The 17,618-nt window shown below is 65.5% G+C and carries 17 protein-coding genes; 10 read left to right on the forward strand and 7 right to left on the reverse strand.

Features of this window, described 5'->3' with window-relative positions; genetic code table 11:
- Positions 1-42: 42 nt before the first annotated feature.
- Positions 43-1,398 (reverse strand): wax ester/triacylglycerol synthase domain-containing protein, encoded by a 1,356-nt coding sequence (locus CH271_RS01615; protein ID WP_094632310.1) that lies wholly within the window; start codon positions 1,396-1,398, stop codon positions 43-45.
- A 57-nt stretch (positions 1,399-1,455) separates the two neighbouring features.
- On the opposite strand from CH271_RS01615, the gene CH271_RS01620 reads away from it, so the two are divergent.
- Both CH271_RS01620 and CH271_RS01625 read left to right on the forward strand, forming a co-directional pair.
- Positions 1,456-1,623 carry a DUF4177 domain-containing protein gene (locus CH271_RS01620; protein ID WP_094609297.1) on the forward strand — a complete coding sequence of 56 codons (168 nt, stop codon included), beginning with the start codon at positions 1,456-1,458 and terminating at the stop codon, positions 1,621-1,623.
- Between the two features lie 6 nt (positions 1,624-1,629).
- The gene (locus tag CH271_RS01625) at positions 1,630-2,088 is read left to right on the forward strand and encodes a RidA family protein (protein ID WP_037187854.1); all 459 of its coding nucleotides are present in this window, start codon (positions 1,630-1,632) and stop codon (positions 2,086-2,088) included.
- 39 nt (positions 2,089-2,127) lie between these two features.
- Here the strand turns inward: CH271_RS01625 and CH271_RS01630 are convergent, their stop codons facing one another.
- Entirely contained in the window at positions 2,128-2,982 is an 855-nt protein-coding gene (locus CH271_RS01630) for a Gfo/Idh/MocA family protein (RefSeq protein WP_094632312.1), read from the reverse strand.
- 58 nt (positions 2,983-3,040) lie between these two features.
- Here CH271_RS01630 and CH271_RS01635 point away from each other — a divergent pair, with 58 nt between their 5' ends.
- Positions 3,041-3,832, forward strand: coding sequence for an MBL fold metallo-hydrolase (locus tag CH271_RS01635; protein WP_094632725.1), 792 nt, complete (start codon positions 3,041-3,043; stop codon positions 3,830-3,832).
- Here the strand turns inward: CH271_RS01635 and CH271_RS01640 are convergent.
- Together CH271_RS01640 and CH271_RS01645 are read right to left on the reverse strand one after the other, a co-directional pair.
- A complete protein-coding gene (locus CH271_RS01640) occupies positions 3,829-4,503 on the reverse strand; it encodes a Crp/Fnr family transcriptional regulator (RefSeq protein WP_027494494.1) in 675 nt (224 codons plus the stop codon). The genes CH271_RS01635 and CH271_RS01640 overlap by 4 nt on opposite strands.
- Before the next feature lie 267 nt (positions 4,504-4,770).
- Positions 4,771-5,040, reverse strand: a complete 270-nt coding sequence (locus tag CH271_RS01645; RefSeq protein WP_032395258.1) for a hypothetical protein — start codon at positions 5,038-5,040, stop codon at positions 4,771-4,773.
- 92 nt (positions 5,041-5,132) lie between these two features.
- Here CH271_RS01645 and nth point away from each other — a divergent pair, with 92 nt between their 5' ends.
- From nth to marP, 4 genes are read left to right on the forward strand one after another with little or no spacing between them, the layout of a single operon-like run.
- Positions 5,133-5,900, forward strand: coding sequence for an endonuclease III (gene nth, locus CH271_RS01650; protein WP_094632314.1), 768 nt, complete (start codon positions 5,133-5,135; stop codon positions 5,898-5,900).
- A 50-nt stretch (positions 5,901-5,950) separates the two neighbouring features.
- Complete coding sequence (locus tag CH271_RS01655) at positions 5,951-6,559, forward strand: TlpA family protein disulfide reductase (RefSeq protein WP_094632726.1); 609 nt, start codon at positions 5,951-5,953, stop codon at positions 6,557-6,559.
- Positions 6,560-6,582: 23 nt separating this feature from the next.
- Complete coding sequence (locus CH271_RS01660; RefSeq protein WP_037188898.1) at positions 6,583-7,269, forward strand: NUDIX hydrolase; 687 nt, start codon at positions 6,583-6,585, stop codon at positions 7,267-7,269.
- Positions 7,266-8,456 carry an acid resistance serine protease MarP gene (marP, locus tag CH271_RS01665; protein ID WP_094632316.1) on the forward strand — a complete coding sequence of 397 codons (1,191 nt, stop codon included), beginning with the start codon at positions 7,266-7,268 and terminating at the stop codon, positions 8,454-8,456. The genes CH271_RS01660 and marP overlap by 4 nt, the downstream gene beginning before the upstream one ends.
- On the opposite strand, the gene CH271_RS01670 is transcribed toward marP, so the two are convergent.
- Entirely contained in the window at positions 8,453-9,385 is a 933-nt protein-coding gene (locus CH271_RS01670) for an alpha/beta fold hydrolase (protein WP_094632318.1), read from the reverse strand. The two genes, marP and CH271_RS01670, sit on opposite strands and share 4 nt — an antisense overlap.
- Before the next feature lie 21 nt (positions 9,386-9,406).
- The gene (locus CH271_RS01675) at positions 9,407-9,901 is read right to left on the reverse strand and encodes a phage holin family protein (RefSeq protein WP_032395253.1); all 495 of its coding nucleotides are present in this window, start codon (positions 9,899-9,901) and stop codon (positions 9,407-9,409) included.
- 248 nt (positions 9,902-10,149) lie between these two features.
- Between CH271_RS01675 and CH271_RS01680 the strand changes: the two genes are divergently transcribed.
- Entirely contained in the window at positions 10,150-11,520 is a 1,371-nt protein-coding gene (locus tag CH271_RS01680) for an MFS transporter (protein ID WP_179274852.1), read from the forward strand.
- A gap of 224 nt (positions 11,521-11,744) precedes the next feature.
- Positions 11,745-13,517 carry a glycosyltransferase family 39 protein gene (locus tag CH271_RS01685; protein WP_094632727.1) on the forward strand — a complete coding sequence of 591 codons (1,773 nt, stop codon included), beginning with the start codon at positions 11,745-11,747 and terminating at the stop codon, positions 13,515-13,517.
- A 52-nt stretch (positions 13,518-13,569) separates the two neighbouring features.
- Here CH271_RS01685 and acs read toward each other — a convergent pair whose 3' ends face one another.
- Entirely contained in the window at positions 13,570-15,513 is a 1,944-nt protein-coding gene (acs, locus tag CH271_RS01690; protein WP_037188902.1) for an acetate--CoA ligase, read from the reverse strand.
- A gap of 445 nt (positions 15,514-15,958) precedes the next feature.
- On the opposite strand from acs, the gene CH271_RS01695 reads away from it, so the two are divergent.
- Positions 15,959-17,581, forward strand: a complete 1,623-nt coding sequence (locus CH271_RS01695; RefSeq protein WP_037188904.1) for a peptide ABC transporter substrate-binding protein — start codon at positions 15,959-15,961, stop codon at positions 17,579-17,581.
- Positions 17,582-17,618: the final 37 nt, after the last annotated feature.

Here is a 17,618-nt window from a genome sequence, read left to right on the forward strand (position 1 = left end):
CCGACCATATAGACGTCGTCTGCGGGCGTCCGACCGAACTCTCTAACTCTGCCCCGCGTGTCGGCGGAGGTGGTCGACCAACCCCTGTGTGTATGCGTCGAGATCCGGAAGTGCGTCAGGACAGGCGACCATCGCGATCGTCACCACGTCGACGAATCCGAAGATTCCGTGATTGAGACACCGGCCGTCTTCCAAGAACGGAAAACCGGCCGAGAATCGCGCCACGGCACCACACAGCTCGAGGTCCGTGCGGCCACGGTCGACACTGACAACGGTTGTCTGTGCACCGACGCGCGACGGAGAGCGGTCATGTTTTCGGAATCGACGTCCTTGCACGAACCGGACGATCGGCGCGGGCACGCGCTCGTCCGCACGCGCGATGCGAAGCAGTGGCGCGGCCGTCACTCGGGCTCGTTCGACTGCGAGCGACCGAGTGATCAGCTCGGCCCGCTTCGCGACATCGGGTTCGCCGACGTGGAGATCGACCGTTCCGACCACCGCTCGATTCGCTGCCGGCCACTCCACGTCACCAGGTAGGGCCATCGGTACGAACGCCGTGACGGTGCCTCCGGTCTCGGAGAGCGTCCTGTGACCGTCGCCGAGGTACCGATCGAGGCACGAGCCGACGGCGCAGAGAGCGGACACCGTCACCGACGCGGCACCCGCGCGGACCTCTCTCGCCTGCATCGGCACGATGCGGACGACTCGGTACGGCCCCACGGCCCGGTTCAGCGACGTGGCCGGCACCGACGGCGGGCCGGGCGGCGTCCCCTGGTAGGCGCGAATCGCTCGACGGGCCTCCCACCGTGATCGAACGAGATTCACCGGTGCCTTGGCCACAGCGCCGAGAACGTCGAGAACTGGATTCGTCCGCTCGGGCGTGGTCTCCGGCGACGGTGCCGCACCCGGCGCGGACTGTGGATCGAACAGTGCGCGAACCATCCTCGATACGCCGAGCCCATCGGTCAGGGCGTGTCCGACCTGCAGTATCACCACCGTGACCGCACCCTGCATCAGCGGAGCACTGCCGATTCCACGCACCACGTGCAGGTGCCAGGAGTGTTCTCGGAGGTCGAGCCGAGTGCGGAGCAGGTCACCCATCAAGGTCTCGAAATCGGCCCAGGGCGCACCGCCGAGATCGTGGTCGGACATCCGTTCGGACAGCGGGGACGTGTCCGGTACCCATCGTGGGTAGTCCAGATTCAGCGGTGCCTCTTTCAGCCGCAGTCCCAGTCCGGGAACGAGAGGTGCGCGGGCCTCGATGTGCGCGACGATCTCCTCGAACGAGGGCGCAGCGCGATCGACCGAGTCGAACGCCGTCAGGGAGAACTGGTCTCGAGAATCACCGCGGTCGCGCGCGAAGTGGTAGATGGCGTCCTTGATATCGAGCCGATCCATGCGACGACTGTAGTTCCGGCTCCGCGCCGGCGGACCCGAACGATAGGCTCACCAGTCATGAGCGAAAAGATCATCTGGGAGTACTTCACCGCGCCGGTTCTGATTCACGCCACCAAGCAGATTCTGGACAACTACGGCTCCGAGGGCTGGGAGCTCGTCACGATCATGGCGGGACCCAACGGCGGCGACACGTTGGTCGCGTACTTCAAGCGCCCGAAGGCCTGAGCGCACGTGACGAAGTGGAGCGAACGACTGTCCGAGCTGGGCATCGAGCTACCCGATGTCGTTCCGCCGCTGGCGGCCTACGTCCCGGCGGTGCAGGTGGGCTCTCTCGTCCACACCTCCGGCCAGCTGCCGATCGTGGACGGAAACCTGACGTCCGTGGGCAAGGTCGGTGCCGACGTCACCGCTGAGGACGCGACCGCCGCGGCGCGCATCTGCGCCCTGAACGCGCTCGCCGCCGTGCACGCGCTCGTCGGCATCGATTCGGTGGCCCGGGTGATCAAGGCGGTCGGCTTCGTTGCCTCCGCACCGGGATTCACCGGTCAGCCCGGGGTGATCAACGGGGCGTCGAACGTCATCGGTGAGATCTTCGGCGATGCGGGCAAGCATGCGCGCTCGGCCGTGGGTGTCGCCGAACTGCCCCTCGGTGCTTCGGTGGAAGTGGAGCTCATCGTCGAACTGCGCTGACGCGCAGCCGCACATGTCGCTGGGGCGCAGCCGCACATGTCACTGCGGCGCAGCCGCACTGATCACTTTCTGTAGGTGCAGGCCTCGGTGTACCGAGCATTCGTGATCGACACCCTTGTCGACCGACTCCAGGAATTCGTCCAGCAGGACGGCGAAGCAGTCGGTCGACGAGGTCGATCGGTCGGTGAGAGTTGCGATTCCGTCGGTGCCGCTCAGCTCGATGCGCATCAGGGACGGCATGATCGGCGTCCGCAGTGAGAGCTGAACGGTGCTGGTTGCGCCGCCCTCGTGTTCGAGAACCACGGTCCAACTGTCCGACGCCACCTCGCGGTGCGAATAGGCAACGCGTGCAATGGTTCCCAGTGCGGCGTCGAGCAGATCGAACACGTGTGGGCCGATGTCGAGGATCGCCCCGTCGTCGTGTCGCCACCGCGAGTTCGCGTACGCCCCACCGAGGACGGCACCGGAGAACCAGGTTCCCGAGCCTGCCGCCCACGGTCGTCCGGCGGCCGCGTCGAGGAATTGCCTTGTCTCCGGGGCGAACCGGAGAGTCAGCGTCACCATCGAGCGCACGCCTGCGGTCGTCACCGCCGAGGCCAGTTCCTCGGCCTCGGCCACTGTTGCGGCAATCGGCTTGTCCAACAACACATGTTTGCCTGCCTGCACCGCGCGCAGTGCGTATCCGGCTTGCACGGCCGGTGGTACCGCGAACGCCACCGTGTCGACGGCGTCGAGCAGGGCCTCGAACGACTCGAATACCGGTGCACCCAGCTCGGCCGCCGCTTCGGGTCTGCGTGCCCATACTCCGGTGAAGTCGACGCCCGGATGAGCGAGCAGCGAGGGGGCTTGAGTCTTGCGAGCCCAGGGGCCCGCTCCGACGAGTCCGATCTTCATGAGTGTCGACGGTAGTCCTCGTGGACATCTCCCGGAGCAGGCGACCTACAGTACTTTCATGGCCGTCTCGAACCCCCAGCATCCCGCGTACGGACTACTCCGGCAGGTGACGCCCACCGCGTCGGTTCTGCTCGCCGACAACCCGGGCAAGATGACGCTCGACGGGACGAACACCTGGATTCTGCAGGCACCGGGGTCGGACGAGTGCATCGTGGTCGATCCGGGGCCGAAGGACCGGGCCCATCTCGACGCCGTCGCCGCGTCGGGCACGGTGGTTCTGACCCTGGTGACCCATCGCCACGCCGATCACACCGGTGGGCTGAAGCGTTTTCATCGAAAGACGGCGGCTCCGGTGCGCGCGGTCGGGGAGAAGTTCCTGCACGGGGACGGCGTGAGCCTGGTCGACGGCGAGATCATCGAGGCGGCGGGGCTTCGGATCGAGGTTCTGCACACGCCCGGTCACACTGCGGATTCGGTGAGTTTCGTGCTGGACGACGCGATCCTGACGGGAGATACCGTCCTGGGCCGCGGCACCACGGTGCTGGACCCGAAGGACGGCTCTCTCGCGGATTATCTGCAGTCGTTGGATCGGCTCGAAGCGGCCGGTGAGGGGAAGAGCGTGCTTCCCGGTCACGGGCCGGAGCTGCCGGACACCGCCGAGGTGGCGCGAGCGTATCGCGCCCACCGTCGGCAGCGGCTGGATCAGGTTCGTTCGGCGCTCGCGGAGCTCGGCGAGGACGCGAAACCGATGCAGGTGGTTCGCCACGTCTATTCGGACGTGGACAAGAAGTTGTGGCCGGCTGCGCGGATGTCGGTCAAAACGCAGCTGGCCTACCTCCGGGAGAGCTAGCGAGCTCGGCGTGCCAGACGCTCGGAGTCCGAGATCAGTACGGACTTGCCTTCGAGGCGCAGCCATCCGCGGTGTGCGAAGTCGGCCAGAGCCTTGTTGACGGTTTCGCGAGAGGCGCCGACGAGCTGAGCGATCTCTTCCTGCGTCAGGTCGTGGGTGACGCGCAGCGAGCCCGCTTCCTGGGTGCCGAATCGCTGTGCCAGCTGGAGCAGCGCCTTCGCGACACGTCCGGGAACGTCGGTGAAGATGAGGTCGGCCAGGTTGTTGTTGGTGCGACGCAACCGGCGGGCCAGTACGCGCAGCAGCTGCTCGGCGATCTCCGGGCGCTGGTCGATCCAGTCCTTGAGTGCAGCTCGGTCCATGCTGACCGCGCGCACCTCGGTGACCGTGGTGGCCGAGGACGTACGGGGACCGGGATCGAAGATCGACAGCTCACCGAACATGTCCGACGGTCCCATGATCGTCAGCAGGTTCTCGCGGCCGTCGGGGGAGCGTCGCCCGAGCTTGATCTTGCCGGAAACGATGATGTAGAGCCGGTCTCCGGGCTCACCCTCGTTGAACACCACGTGTCCCCGGGGGAAATCGACAGGCTGCAGCTGCTTCGTCAGTGCCGCAACCGCTGAGGGCTCGACTCCTTGGAAGATGCCGGCCCGTGCCAGGACGTCGTCCACTTGCGCTCCTTTTGGGATGTCGGTGACGCGGCAACCCGCACCACCGAAAGCGTTTGTACACAGTTCGTGCCATGCACCGAACTGCGGTGCAGTTCAGGCGTCGACGCCGATCCGATGATCAAACACAACAATTACCTCAGGGGAGTCTACTTCGAGTCGGTGGAAACCGAGTGATCGACGCCACCACAGGTTGCCAGAGGACTCGGGCGTGTGTTCCCGTTCACCCGAAATTCATCGAAATTACGACCAATGGGACAAAACGTGCGCTCAGCTGGCCCGTTGGTCGACCATGCCGTCGCGCGTGTCGACGGTCCGCGGAGGGGTCTGGCGGCGCTTGCGGGTGTTGAATCGGGCCAATGCGTGTGGGAAGCCCTCGTTCGCCAGAGTGGCGACCTCGGACGTGCTCGCCTGATCGAGGAACTCCTGGACTTCCTGCTCCCGGACGCCGAGCTTGCTGAGCCGGAACTCGACGCGTTCCATCGCGAGTGCGAAGAGCATGAGTAGTACCGGAAAGAGCACCACGGCGAGTCCTTGCATACCGGCCAGTTAACACCGAAAAGGTCTCGATACAAACACAGCCCACTCCTGCCGCGAGGAACGTTACGCATTCTTGTCCGTACAGTTGTGGAGTGGATTCGACAGCCCCGAAACGCCCCGACGTGCGCAAACGCGAGGAGACTCACCTCGGGCTCGTCCGCCGAGCTCGGCGGATGAACCGGACGTTGAACACTGCCTTTCCGCACGTGTACTGCGAACTGGACTTCACCACGCCCCTCGAACTCGCCGTTGCGACCATCCTGTCCGCGCAGTGCACCGACAAGCGCGTCAACATGGTCACTCCCGCACTGTTCGTGAAATACCGCACAGCCCGCGACTACGCCGAGGCCGACCGTGTCGAGCTCGAGGAGTACATCCGCACCACGGGCTTCTATCGCAACAAGGCGAACTCGCTGATCGGACTCGGGCAGAAACTGCTGGAGAACTTCGACGGCGAGGTGCCCGCGACGTTGCAGGATCTCGTCACGCTTCCCGGGATCGGCCGCAAGACGGCCAATGTGGTTCTCGGCAATGCCTTCGATGTTCCGGGGATCACCGTCGACACCCACTTCGGACGGCTCGTACGACGCTGGCAGTGGACCGAGGAGGAGGACCCGGTCAAGGTCGAGCACGCCGTCGGCGCACTCATCGAACGCAAGGAGTGGACGCTGCTCTCGCATCGAGTCATCTTTCACGGCCGACGCGTCTGCCACGCTCGTACCCCCGCGTGCGGGGTGTGCATTCTCGCCAAGGACTGCCCCTCCTTCGGGACCGGTCCGACCGATCCCGCCGCCGCGGCTGCGTTGGTGAAGGGCCCGGAAACCGATCACCTCCTCGCCCTCGCCGGAATCGTGTCGTGAACAAAGCTGCTCTGCGCTGGTCTCTCGTCGCTCTGATCCTGGTGGTCGGGATGGTCTACGCGCTGTGGCCCCGCGACGACGTGCAGACCGCGCAGCCCACGAACTCACCCGGCCTCGGGCAGCGAGCACCCGCCACCGACGAGCGTCGCGCGGCAGACACCCCCGAGGCCCTCGCGCCACTGCGTCGGGATGCCGGTCTCGCCGCTTGTCCGACGCCGTCGGGCAACGCCGCGGGGCCGCTGACCGGCATCACCCTCGAATGCATCGGCGACGGCTCGTACGTCGACCTCGGCCAGGTACTCGCGGGGCGTCCTGCCCTGCTCAACATCTGGGCGTACTGGTGCGGGCCATGCGCCGAAGAGCTGCCGTACCTGCAGCAGTACGCCGAACGGGCCGGCGATGCGGTCACCGTCCTGACGGTCCACAACGACGCCAACGAGGCCAACGGCCTGACCCGGCTCGCCGATTACGGCATCACGCTGCCCGGAGTCCAGGACGGCGGCGGCCGCGTCGCCGCCGCCGTGGAAGCACCCAACGTGCTTCCCGTTTCCGTTTTGATATCTGCGGATGGCACTGTCGCCGAGGTGCTGACTCAACCCTTCCGGAGCGTCGACGACATCGCCGACGCCGTCCGCGTGAACCTCGGAGTCGACTCGTGAGCGCACCCGACTGGCTCGGGCGGATGCTCGACGTCGCAGGCAGAGCGGGCGGTCTGACCGACACCACCGGCACCAACCCCGTGCTGCAGCGTCAGGCACCGCCGACCGACCGACCACGGTCTGCCGCCGTACTGGTGCTGTTCGGCGGCCCGGCCGCCGCGGACCCCGGTGCGCCCGGCGGACTGCCTGCCGACGCCGACGTCCTGCTGACCCAGCGCGCGTCGACGTTGCGCGATCACAGCGGGCAGATCGCCTTCCCCGGCGGTGCCACCGATCCGGGCGACGACGGCCCGATCGGTACGGCGCTGCGGGAGGCGCAGGAAGAAACCGGACTCGATCCGGCAGGTGTCGTACCGCTGGCCACGATGCCCGGCATCTACGTTCCGCCGTCGCGCTTCGACGTGGTTCCGGTGCTCTCGTACTGGGAGCGACCGACGCCGGTGCGCGTCGTCGATCCCGGCGAGACCGAGCGAGTGGTGCGAGTTCCGTTGCGCGAGTTGCTCGATCCGAACAACCGATTCCAGGTGCGCCACCCTGCGGGTTACCAGGGCCCCGCGTTCGCTGTGCAGGGAATGCTGGTGTGGGGCTTCACGGGCGGTATCCTGGCGGGTCTGCTGGCTGTATCGGGCTGGGAGCCCGAGTGGGACACGGGGGACATACGCGATCTGGAGGCCAGCTTGACTGCGGTAGGAGCGAGGCTCGATCGGTGACAGGTTCAGGGTGGGTCGATATCGCGGTGGTTGCCATCGCACTGCTGGCGGCGACGTCGGGATGGCGGCAGGGGGCGGTGGCGTCGGCGCTGGCGTTTCTCGGCGTTGTGCTCGGTGCCGTTGCCGGCATTCTCGTGGCACCGCACGTGCTCGAACACGTCGACGGTTCGCGGATGCGGGTGTTCGTCGGCATCGCGTTGATCGTGGTGCTGGTGATCGTCGGTGAAGTTGCCGGCATGGTCCTCGGGCGGGCGCTACGTAGCGGAATCCATTCCCGCGCAGCACGTTCGGTCGACAGCACCATCGGTGCCGGGCTACAGGCCGTCGCGGTGCTCGCTGCCGCGTGGCTGCTCGCCATCCCGCTGACGTCGTCCTCGCAGCCCGAGGTTGCCAGTGCGGTCCGTGGATCGACGGTCCTCGGCAAGGTCGACGAAGTGGCACCGGACTGGCTGCGTCAGGTACCCAAGGAGTTCTCGGCCTTGCTCGACACCTCCGGACTACCGGATGTCATCGGCCCGTTCGGTCGCACCCCGGTCGCCGAGGTCGCCGCTCCCGATTCCGGTATCGCAGCGGGACCGATTCCGGTGCAACTGCAATCGAGCGTCATCAAGATCAACGGCATCGCACCGAGCTGCCAGAAGGCGCTCGAGGGTTCGGGATTCGTCGTCGGATCGGATCTGGTGATGACCAACGCACACGTCGTCGCAGGCACGTCCGAGGTGACGGTCGATTCGCCGAACGGACCGCTCGACGCCGACGTCGTACTGTTCGATCCGGAAGAAGACGTTGCGGTGCTTCGTGTTCCGCAGCTGGAGGCGCCGGTGCTGACGTTCGCGCCGACGCCGGCCGAATCCGGAACCGACGCCATCGTGCTCGGCTACCCCGGCGGCGGACCGTACACGGCGAGCCCGGCACGCATCCGCGAGATCATCAACCTCAGCGGCCCGGACATCTACCGCACCGGAACCGTCCAACGTGAGGTGTACACGGTTCGCGGATCGGTGCGGCAAGGCAACTCCGGTGGACCGCTGGTCAACTCGTCCGGTGAGGTACTGGGCGTCGTGTTCGGTGCGGCCGTCGACGACCCCGACACCGGATTCGTGCTGACCGCGTCGGAGATCGCGGACGAACTCGCGCAGAGCTTCGATGCCCCGGTGCCGGTGGGCACGGGCGACTGCATCGTCTAGCTCTCGCGCACGACCCGCAGGATCTCCTCGGACACCACGTCGGGAGCTTCCTGGTGCACGTAGTGGCCCACGTCCCGCACTGTTCGACGCGTCAGCCCGGGGGCCCAGTGCCGGTCTCTGTCGAGGGTGGTGGGCAGTACGTACGGGTCGAGGTCGCCGCTGATCTGCGCGACGGGAATCGAGGTTCGTACGTCGACGGCGTCCATGAAGCGGCGGCCCTCGGCGCGGAACTGGCTGCGGAACGCCCAGCGCTGATATTCGAGTGCGCAGTGTGCAGCACCGGGAATTCTGATGGCCGAGCTCATCTTGGCCGTGGTGTCCGCGTAGTCCTCGGTGGTCTTCCACTCGGGCCCGGCGCGGTTGCTCATCAACTCGGTGACCGCGGCACCGCCTCGGCGCGTCAGCAGTCTCTCGGGGCGCAGCGGAACCTGGTAGCGAACGAAGTGCGGGAGCAGCGCGGCGCGCTGTGCCGAGTCCTTCAACACGGCCCGCCGCAGAGAGATGGGGTGCGGGGCGTTGATCAGCACCATCGAACGAACCAAGCGGGGGTGGAGCGCAACGCTGGCCCAGCAGACGAGACCGCCGTCGGCGTGGCCGACGAACGTGGCGTTCGGATAGCCCAGAGCGCGAACGAGTCCGACGATGTCGCCGGCCAGAGTCCACCCGTCGTATCCGCGTGGAGGCTTGTCGGAATCACCGTAGCCGCGCAGGTCGACGGCGATGGCACGAACACCCGATCGCGCGAGCGCCTCGAGTTGGTGTCGCCACGAGTACCAGAAGTCGGCGAAGCCGTGCAGCAGAACCACCAGCGGTGCGTCCGGTGCGTGTTCGCCGACCTCCACGATATGGAACCGAATTCCGTTGGCGTGGATGTCGCGATGGATCCACTGTCCCGGATACCGGACCGTGGACGGATCGGGCTGATTCATACTGCTCGATTCGCCGGGCTACTACTTCTTGTAGCCGGGAACTCCGGGGATGGAATCGTGCTGGTTCGGCAGCACCGTCGACGCCTGCTTGAGCGAGTCGATGGTCTTCTCGGGCTTGCGCAGCTTCTTGACTCGGCGGTAGCCGAGGAAACCGAACAGCGCCGCGGCCAACACCATGACGGCGAACACGATGAGGAATGCGGCCCAGCGGTAGAGCCACACATCGAGCAGCTCAGCGGCGAAGAAGAAGAAGAAGAACGAGCTGAACAGCAACACCGTCAACGCGATGATGAAGAAGACGCTGCCCTGCAGACCCTTCTTGACCTCGCCGGTGACCTCGGCCTTGGCGAGGGCGACTTCGGCGCGCACGAGCGTCGAGACCTGAGTGGTGGCGTCCTTGACGAGATTTCCGATGCTGGCGCTACCAGGGGTGCGGGCATCGACATCGGTCAGAGGTATCGACGAAATCGTGTTCGGGACGCCGTTGCCGTATCCCTTGTCATTGCTGACGCTCAACTCTCGACCCCTTGTAATTGCTCTGCTCGGTGTTGTGCGGAAGATCGTATCGACAGTAGTGCCTCGGTAGCAGGTTAACTGTTCCGCGGAGGGCGGGCGACGCTCGCCCTTGTTTGGACGCGTACCTCGGTACCACCTGCCGCAAACTCGAGGAACTTACGCGATCGGGCAACGGACACGCCCGGGTCGTGAAATTCTCAGGTGTTCATCAGGTAATTTGCAGGGAACTTCCCCCTTCAGGAGCATTCGTGAGTTCAGCACACACCGTCGCCGCCGACGGTGCAATTCCCGCACCTCAGGTGCCGCGATCGCGCATCGTGATCGCCTCGATGGTCGGCACGTCCATCGAGTTCTTCGACTTCTACATCTATGCCACCGCCGCAGTGCTCGTCTTCCCGCGTCTGTTCTTCCCCGCGGGCAACGACACCACCGCACTGCTGGCGTCGTTCGCTACCTTCGGCCTCGCTTTCGTCGCGCGACCCATCGGGTCGATTCTGTTCGGCCACTTCGGCGACCGCATCGGACGCAAGGCGACCCTCGTCGGGTCCCTGCTCACGATGGGTGTCGCGACGTTCGCGATCGGACTGTTGCCCACGTACGCCGCGGTGGGGCTGTGGGCTCCGGCTCTGCTGGCGATCATGCGCTTCACCCAGGGCGTCGGTCTCGGCGGCGAGTGGAGCGGTGCAGCGTTGCTGGCCACCGAAACCGCCAAGCCGGGCAAGCGAGCCTGGGCGGCGATGTACCCGCAGCTGGGCGCACCCATCGGGTTCTTCTTCGCCAACGGCATCTTCCTGCTCATCGTCATCGCGACGGGCTACGACTCGGTCAACTCGGGCACCGATCACGCGTTCCTGACGTGGGGCTGGCGAATCCCGTTCCTGCTCAGCGCCGTCATGGTCATCATCGGCCTCTACGTCCGGCTCAAGCTCGAGGAAACGCCGGTGTTCAAGCTCGCCGTCGAGCGCGGTCAGAAGGTCAAGACTCCGCTCGCTCAGGTGTTCAAGACCAGTTGGCGTCAGCTGATCATCGGAACGTTCGTCATGCTCGCCACCTACACGCTGTTCTACATCATGACCACGTGGGTGGTCAGCTACGGAACGGGCAAGGTGTCCGACGTCAACGGTCCGAAGCTGGCGATCTCCTACACCGACTTCCTGGAGCTGCAGCTCATCGCCGTGCTGTTCTTCGCGGCGCTGATTCCGGTGGCCGGGCTGCTGGCCGACAAGTACGGCCGTCGTCCCACGCTGATCGTCATCACGTCGGCGATCGTGCTGTTCGGGCTCTCGTTCCACTGGTTCGCGAACCCCGAGACCGCGTCCGCCTCGCGGATGCTGGTGTTCATGTGCGTCGGCCTCGGCCTCATGGGCCTGACCTTCGGACCGATGAGTGCCGTTCTGCCGGAACTGTTTCCGACCAACGTGCGCTACACCGGCTCGGGAATCTCGTACAACACCGCGTCGATCCTCGGTGCCGCAGTGGCACCGTTCATCGCGACCTGGCTGGTGAGCAGCTACGGCGTCGGCTGGGTGGGCGTGTACCTCGCCATCGCTGCAACGTTGACGCTGATCGCTCTGCTGATCATGAAGGAAACACGAGACCAGTCGCTCGACAGCGTCTGAGCGGCTGCGCCGCACGTGAGCGTGGAGCCTGCGGTCGTTCCGCAGGCTCCACTCCGAGCTTCGTAGCAGGGGTCGAGTTTCCGCTCACCTGCGTCTGCTCATTTCCGTGATCCCTGGATAGACAGGCGATTGTCAGGAAGTTGATCACACATCCTCAGTATCGAGGGCAACAGTGATCGACTGTGACCGTCCTCGAACACGACATCGCCCGCCCCCGCTGGGCAATGCCCACTCTCGCCGCCCTTCTCGCCGGAACAGCCGGGGCCTACGCCCTGGACCTGAATCGGGAGCACTGGGGTAACTCCTTCTACGCTGCAGCCGTTCAGGCCGGCTCGATCAGTTGGAAGGCCTTCCTGTTCGACTCGTCCGACGCCGCGAACTCGATCACGGTGGACAAGCCGCCTGCGTCGCTGTGGGTCATGGAGCTCTCGGTACGAATCTTCGGCCTCAACTCCTGGTCGCTGCTCCTGCCGCAGGTGCTGTTGGCCGTGCTGAGCGTGGGAATCTTGTACGCGATCGTCGCCCGTCGATTCGGCTACGGGGCAGCGTTGATCGCGGGTGCGGTCCTGGCGACGACGCCGACCTTCGCGCTGATGTTCCGCTACGACAATCCCGACGCCTTGCTCACCCTCACCCTGTTGGCAGCAGCGTGGGCGATGCTTCGCGCGCTAGAGGACGGGCGAACTCGGTGGCTGGTGGTCACCGGAGCTGTTGTCGGCCTGGGGTTTCTGACGAAGCAACTGCAGGCGTTCCTCGTCGTTCCAGCTCTTGCCGTGGCGTACGCGGCGTTCGGTCCGCCGAGGTTCGGAACCCGAATGCTGCAGTTGCCGGCGGCCGGTGCCGCGGTACTCGTGACGGCCGGGTGGTGGGTGGCCATCGTGCAGTTGGTCCCGGCTGCCGACCGGCCGTGGGTCGGCGGGTCGAAGACCGACAGCATTTTGGACCTGACATTCGGCTACAACGGTCTGGGTCGACTGACAGGCAACGAACACGGAAGCAGTGCGGCATCCCATGCCGGAGATGCGGTGCAGACGGGCATCACCCGCATGTTCGCTGCCGCGCAAGGTGGTCAGATCTCGTGGCTGATACCGGCTGCGCTCGTGTTCGTGGTGACGGGAATCGTGTTGCGCGGCAGAGCGCCCCGACAGGACTTTCGGCGCGCCTGGTACGTGATGTGGGGATTGTGGCTCGTCGGGTGCTCGCTGGTGTTCAGCTTCATGTCGGGCACCTTCCACTCCTACTACACGATCGTGATCGCACCGGCGATCGCCGCCATCGTCGGAGCTGCCCTGCGCGAACTGTGGGTGCGACGCGAGAACGTCTGGTGCCGTTGGATTCTCGCGCTTGCGTCGGCTGTCACCACGGCCACGTCGTTCGTCTTTCTCGCTCGTACACCCGAGTTCGTGCCGTGGCTCCGATGGGTCGTGCTGGGAGTCGGGATCGTTGTGGCTCTCGCCCTCGTGGTCCGGATGTCTCGAACGGTCTCGATTGCACTGGGAGCGGCGGCAATTGCGGTCGCTCTGGCAGGCCCCGTCGCCTACGTCGCCGATACCGTGGTCACCCCGCACAGTGGAGGAGGTCCGTCGGCCGGGCCCGCTGTTGCGTCCGAGACCGCAGCCTACGGAACCGGATCGCATGAGGAAAGTGTCGGCCGCTCAGCACAATTCGGCTCCGCAGCCGCACCGGACGCAGAGCTGACCGGCCTACTCGAATCCGACGCCCAGAACTACACCTGGGTGGCGGCGACCGTCGGATCCAACGCCGCCGCGGGCATACAGCTCGCGACCGACGACCCGGTGATGCCGGTGGGCGGATTCTCCGGAACCGACCCGTCGCCCACGCTCGACCAATTCGAGGCCGACGTGGCCGCTGGAAAGATCCATTACTTCATCGAGGGAACGGGCAAGACCAGACCGTCGGCGATCGGTGACTGGGTGGCTGAGACCTTCACACCCAGGACCGTCGGCGACTACACGGTGTTCGATCTGAGTGCCTGAGGCAGTGGTGCGGTTGAGTGCCCTCTGAGGCACTCAACCGCACCACCGGCCGCTAGCGGCCTTTTTTGATCGCCTCGAACACCTTCGGGTCGACGAGGGTGGAGACGTCGCCGAGTTCGCGGCCCTCGGCCACGTCGCGCAGCAGGCGACGCATGATCTTGCCGGATCGCGTCTTCGGCAGCTCCGGCACGATGGAGATCTCCCGCGGCCGGGCGATCGGCGAAATCTCCTTGGAGACCTGCGCCTTGAGTTCGGCGATCAATGCGTCGCCGGTGTTCTCTTCGCCTGCCCGCAGGATGACGAACGCGACGATGCCCTGACCGGTGGTGTCGTCGGCGGCACCGACCACCGCGGCCTCGGCGACACTGTGATGGGTGACCAGTGCCGACTCCACCTCGGACGTCGAGATGCGGTGGCCCGAGACGTTCATGACGTCGTCGACGCGGCCGAGGACCCACAGTGCGCCGTCGTCGTCGTACTTGGCACCGTCACCGGCGAAGTACCAACCCTCCTCGGCGTACCGCGACCAGTACGTTTCCTTGTAGCGGTCCATGTCGCCCCAGATGCCGCGGAGCATCGACGGCCACGGCTCGTCGAGGACGAGGTAGCCGTTGCCGCCGTTGCCCAGTGGCTTGGCGTCGTCGTCGACGATCTTGGCGGAGATGCCGGGCAACGGGGCCATCGCGGAGCCGGGCTTGGTGGCGGTGACGCCGGGCAGCGGGGAGATCATGATCGCGCCGGTCTCGGTCTGCCACCAGGTGTCGACGATCGGTGCGGTGCCGCCGCCGACGACGTCGCGGAACCAGCGCCACGCCTCGGGGTTGATCGGTTCGCCGACGGAGCCGAGCAGACGAATCGAGCTCAGATCGTGTGCCCCGGGGATTTCCTTGCCCCACTTCATGAACGTACGAACGAGGGTGGGGGAGGTGTAGTAGATCGAGACCTTGTACTTCTCGATGACGTTCCAATGCCGGTGCTCGTCGGGCGAATTGGGCGTGCCCTCGTAGACGACCTGCGTCGCCCGGTTCGATAGCGGCCCGTAGACGATGTAGGAGTGCCCGGTGACCCAGCCGATGTCGGCGGTGCACCAGTAGACGTCGGTTCCGGCCTTGTGGTCGAAGACGTTGTGGTGGGTGTACGAGGTCTGCGTCAGGTAGCCGCCGGAGGTGTGGATGATGCCCTTCGGCTTACCCGTCGTGCCCGAGGTGTAGAGGATGAAGAGTGGGTGCTCGGCCGGGAACGGCTGCGCCTCATGCTCTTTCGACGCCTTGGCGACCGTCTCGTGCCACCACAGGTCGCGTCCCTCGGTCCAGGAGACCTCGGAGTCGGTGCGTTTGACGACCAGCACGTGTTCGATCGATGCCGCCCCGTCGACGGCCTCGTCGACGGTGTCCTTGATGGGAGCGGGCTTGCCGCGTCGCCACTGACCGTCGGTGGTGATGACGAGCTTGGCCTCGGCGTCGTCGACGCGCGAGCGCAGTGCGGTGGCGGAGAAGCCGGCGAAGACGACCGAGTGGGTCAGGCCGAGGCGAGCGCACGCGAGGATCGAGACGATGGCCTCGGGGATCATGGGCATGTAGATCGCGACTCGATCGCCGGACACGAGGCCGAGTTCGGTCAGGGTGTTGGCGGCCTGGCTGACGTCGGCGAGCAGATCGGAGTAGGTGACGTCGCGGCTGTCGCCGGGCTCGCCTTCCCAGTGGATGGCCACCTGGTCGCCGTGTCCGTCGATCACGTGGCGGTCGACGCAGTTGTAGGCGACGTTGAGCTCGCCGTCGGCGAACCACTTGGCGACGGGGGCGTCGGACCAGTCGAGAACTTCGGTGAACGGGGTGTGCCAGTGGAGTCGGCGAGCCTGTTCGGCCCAGAAGCCGAGTCGATCCTCCTCGGCGGCGGCGTAGAGCTCGGTTCCGGCGTTCGCCTGAGCCGAGAACTCGGCCGAGGGTGCGTAGGAGGCAACCGCGGTCTCGTCGGTTCCGGAGGTACTGGTCGTCATCTCGAATAGCTCACTTTCGTCCGGTGCATTTCGCTCATGAAACTGCACTTCCGTGCCGGTCTCGAGCCCCTTGTGAGGGTAGTCACATGTGATGGCAATCGCACCGTTGCAATCGCCTGCAACCCCCTGATCTGCGGTGATCGGTAGTTTCTGCACGGTGGGCGGTAATCGAGGTTCTCGCCGAGCCGCCTCCACGACGCGGAAGTCCGAAGTGTGAGAAATCGACTTGCCGAAACGTTTCGATCATGTTTCCGGCTTACTCACGGGTCAGCAAAATCTGGGGGAGTTCACATGTTCGTTTCAGGATGTGTCTAAAGTCCATCCCATCAGATCGTTGGAACGGCTCACATGCCGTGCCATGCGGTCGCCCACGAATCCCCGGGCGTCGCGCCCGAGGAACTGAGCACGGATGACCCCGTGTTCACATCTGGATGGAGGATTTTCCTTGCGTATCAAACGTGCCGCGGTCGTCACCACGGCTGTGCTGATGAGTGCGAGCCTGCTCGCCGCCTGTGGCGGCGGTGGCTCGAGCTCCGGTGGCAGCGCCGACGGGATCTACAGCATCTACATCGGCGAGCCGGAGAACCCGTTGGTTCCCGGAAACACCACCGAGAGCGAAGGCAGCCAGGTCCTCAAGGCGCTCTTCACTCCACTGGTCACGTTCAACGACGAAGACAACAGCGTCGAGTACAACGGCGTTGCCGAGTCCGTCGAGTCCGAGGACAACATCACCTGGACCGTCAAGCTCAAGGACGGCTGGACGTTCCACGACGGCACCCCGGTCACCTCGGAGTCCTTCACCAAGGCGTGGAGCTACAATGCGTTGAGCACCAACGCATTCGGTGCCTCGTACTTCTTCGAGAACATCGAAGGCTACGCAGACCTGCAGGGCAGCGACACCGCCGAGCCCACTGCGACCGAACTGAGCGGATTGAGCGTCGTCGACGACACGACCTTCACCGTCAAGCTCAACGGACCGTTCGCAATCTTCCCGCTGACGCTCGGCTACACCGCGTTCGATCCGCTGCCGGAGGCGTTCTACGCCGACCCGACGGCATTCGGTGCCCGCCCGATCGGTAACGGCCCGTTCAAGGCCGACTCGGACTTCGTTCCGGGACAGGGCTTCACCGTCACCAAGTACGACGACTACGCAGGCGACAACGCCGCCAAGTCCGCGGGCGTCAACTTCAAGGTCTACACCGAGCTGAACACCGGCTACAACGATATCCAGGGCGGTGGACTCGACATCATGCTCGATCTGCCCGAGGACGCCTGGGCCACTGCGCGTGACCAGTTCGGTGATCGTTACGCCGATCGCGCCCGTCCCGACATCACCTCGCTCGGCTTCCCGACGTACGACCCGCGGTTCCAGGACCCGAACGTACGCAAGGCGTTCTCGATGGCCATCGATCGCCAGGCCATCGCAACGGCGATCTTCACCGACACCCGTACCCCCGCCGATTCCTTCGCCTCTCCCGTGGTCGAGGGCTACCGCGAGGATGCGTGTGGTGCCACCTGCGAGCTCAACGCCGACGAGGCCAACCGTCTGCTCGACGAGGCCGGCTTCGATCGCAGCCAGCCGGTGGACCTGTGGTTCAACGCCGGTGCCGGACACGACTCGTGGATGACGGCGGTGGGCAACCAGATTCGCGAGAACCTGGGTGTCGACTACGCACTGCGCGGCGATCTGCAGTTCGCTCAGTACCTGCCGCTGCAGGACGCCAAGGGTATGACCGGCCCGTTCCGCTCGAGCTGGATCATGGACTACCCGTCGATCTACAACTTCCTGTCCCCGCTGTACTCGTCCGCGGCACTGCCGCCGGCCGGTAGCAACGCCACGTTCTTCAGCGACCCGGCCTTCGACGCCGCTCTCGCAGAGGGCAACAACGCCGAGGACATCGACGCTGCAACGGCCGACTACCAGAAGGCCGAGGACATCCTGTTCCAGCAGATGCCCGCAACGCCGCTGTTCTACGGCCTGAACCAGGCAGTGTGGTCCGATCGCGTCTCCGACGTGAAGATCGACAACACCGGCGACATCGTCCTCGAGGACGTCGTAGTCAGCTAATAACGGACACCGGTGGGTGGCAACGGATGTGACTCCG

The sequence above is a fragment of the Rhodococcus sp. 05-340-2 genome, assembly GCF_002258915.1.
GTDB lineage: Bacteria > Actinomycetota > Actinomycetes > Mycobacteriales > Mycobacteriaceae > Rhodococcoides.

What these genes read in the sequence shown, in the direction of transcription:
- CH271_RS01670 (WP_094632318.1), bottom strand. Translation starts at nt 9,385, where the DNA reads ATGAATCAGCCCGATCCGTCCACGGTCCGGTATCCGGGACAGTGGATC.
- CH271_RS01630 (WP_094632312.1), bottom strand. Translation starts at nt 2,982, where the DNA reads ATGAAGATCGGACTCGTCGGAGCGGGCCCCTGGGCTCGCAAGACTCAA.
- CH271_RS01685 (WP_094632727.1), top strand. Translation starts at nt 11,745, where the DNA reads ATGCCCACTCTCGCCGCCCTTCTCGCCGGAACAGCCGGGGCCTACGCC.
- CH271_RS01645 (WP_032395258.1), bottom strand. Translation starts at nt 5,040, where the DNA reads ATGCAAGGACTCGCCGTGGTGCTCTTTCCGGTACTACTCATGCTCTTC.
- CH271_RS01660 (WP_037188898.1), top strand. Translation starts at nt 6,583, where the DNA reads ATGCTCGACGTCGCAGGCAGAGCGGGCGGTCTGACCGACACCACCGGC.
- acs (WP_037188902.1), bottom strand. Translation starts at nt 15,513, where the DNA reads ATGACGACCAGTACCTCCGGAACCGACGAGACCGCGGTTGCCTCCTAC.
- CH271_RS01620 (WP_094609297.1), top strand. Translation starts at nt 1,456, where the DNA reads ATGAGCGAAAAGATCATCTGGGAGTACTTCACCGCGCCGGTTCTGATT.
- CH271_RS01615 (WP_094632310.1), bottom strand. Translation starts at nt 1,398, where the DNA reads ATGGATCGGCTCGATATCAAGGACGCCATCTACCACTTCGCGCGCGAC.
- CH271_RS01635 (WP_094632725.1), top strand. Translation starts at nt 3,041, where the DNA reads ATGGCCGTCTCGAACCCCCAGCATCCCGCGTACGGACTACTCCGGCAG.
- CH271_RS01655 (WP_094632726.1), top strand. Translation starts at nt 5,951, where the DNA reads ATGGTCTACGCGCTGTGGCCCCGCGACGACGTGCAGACCGCGCAGCCC.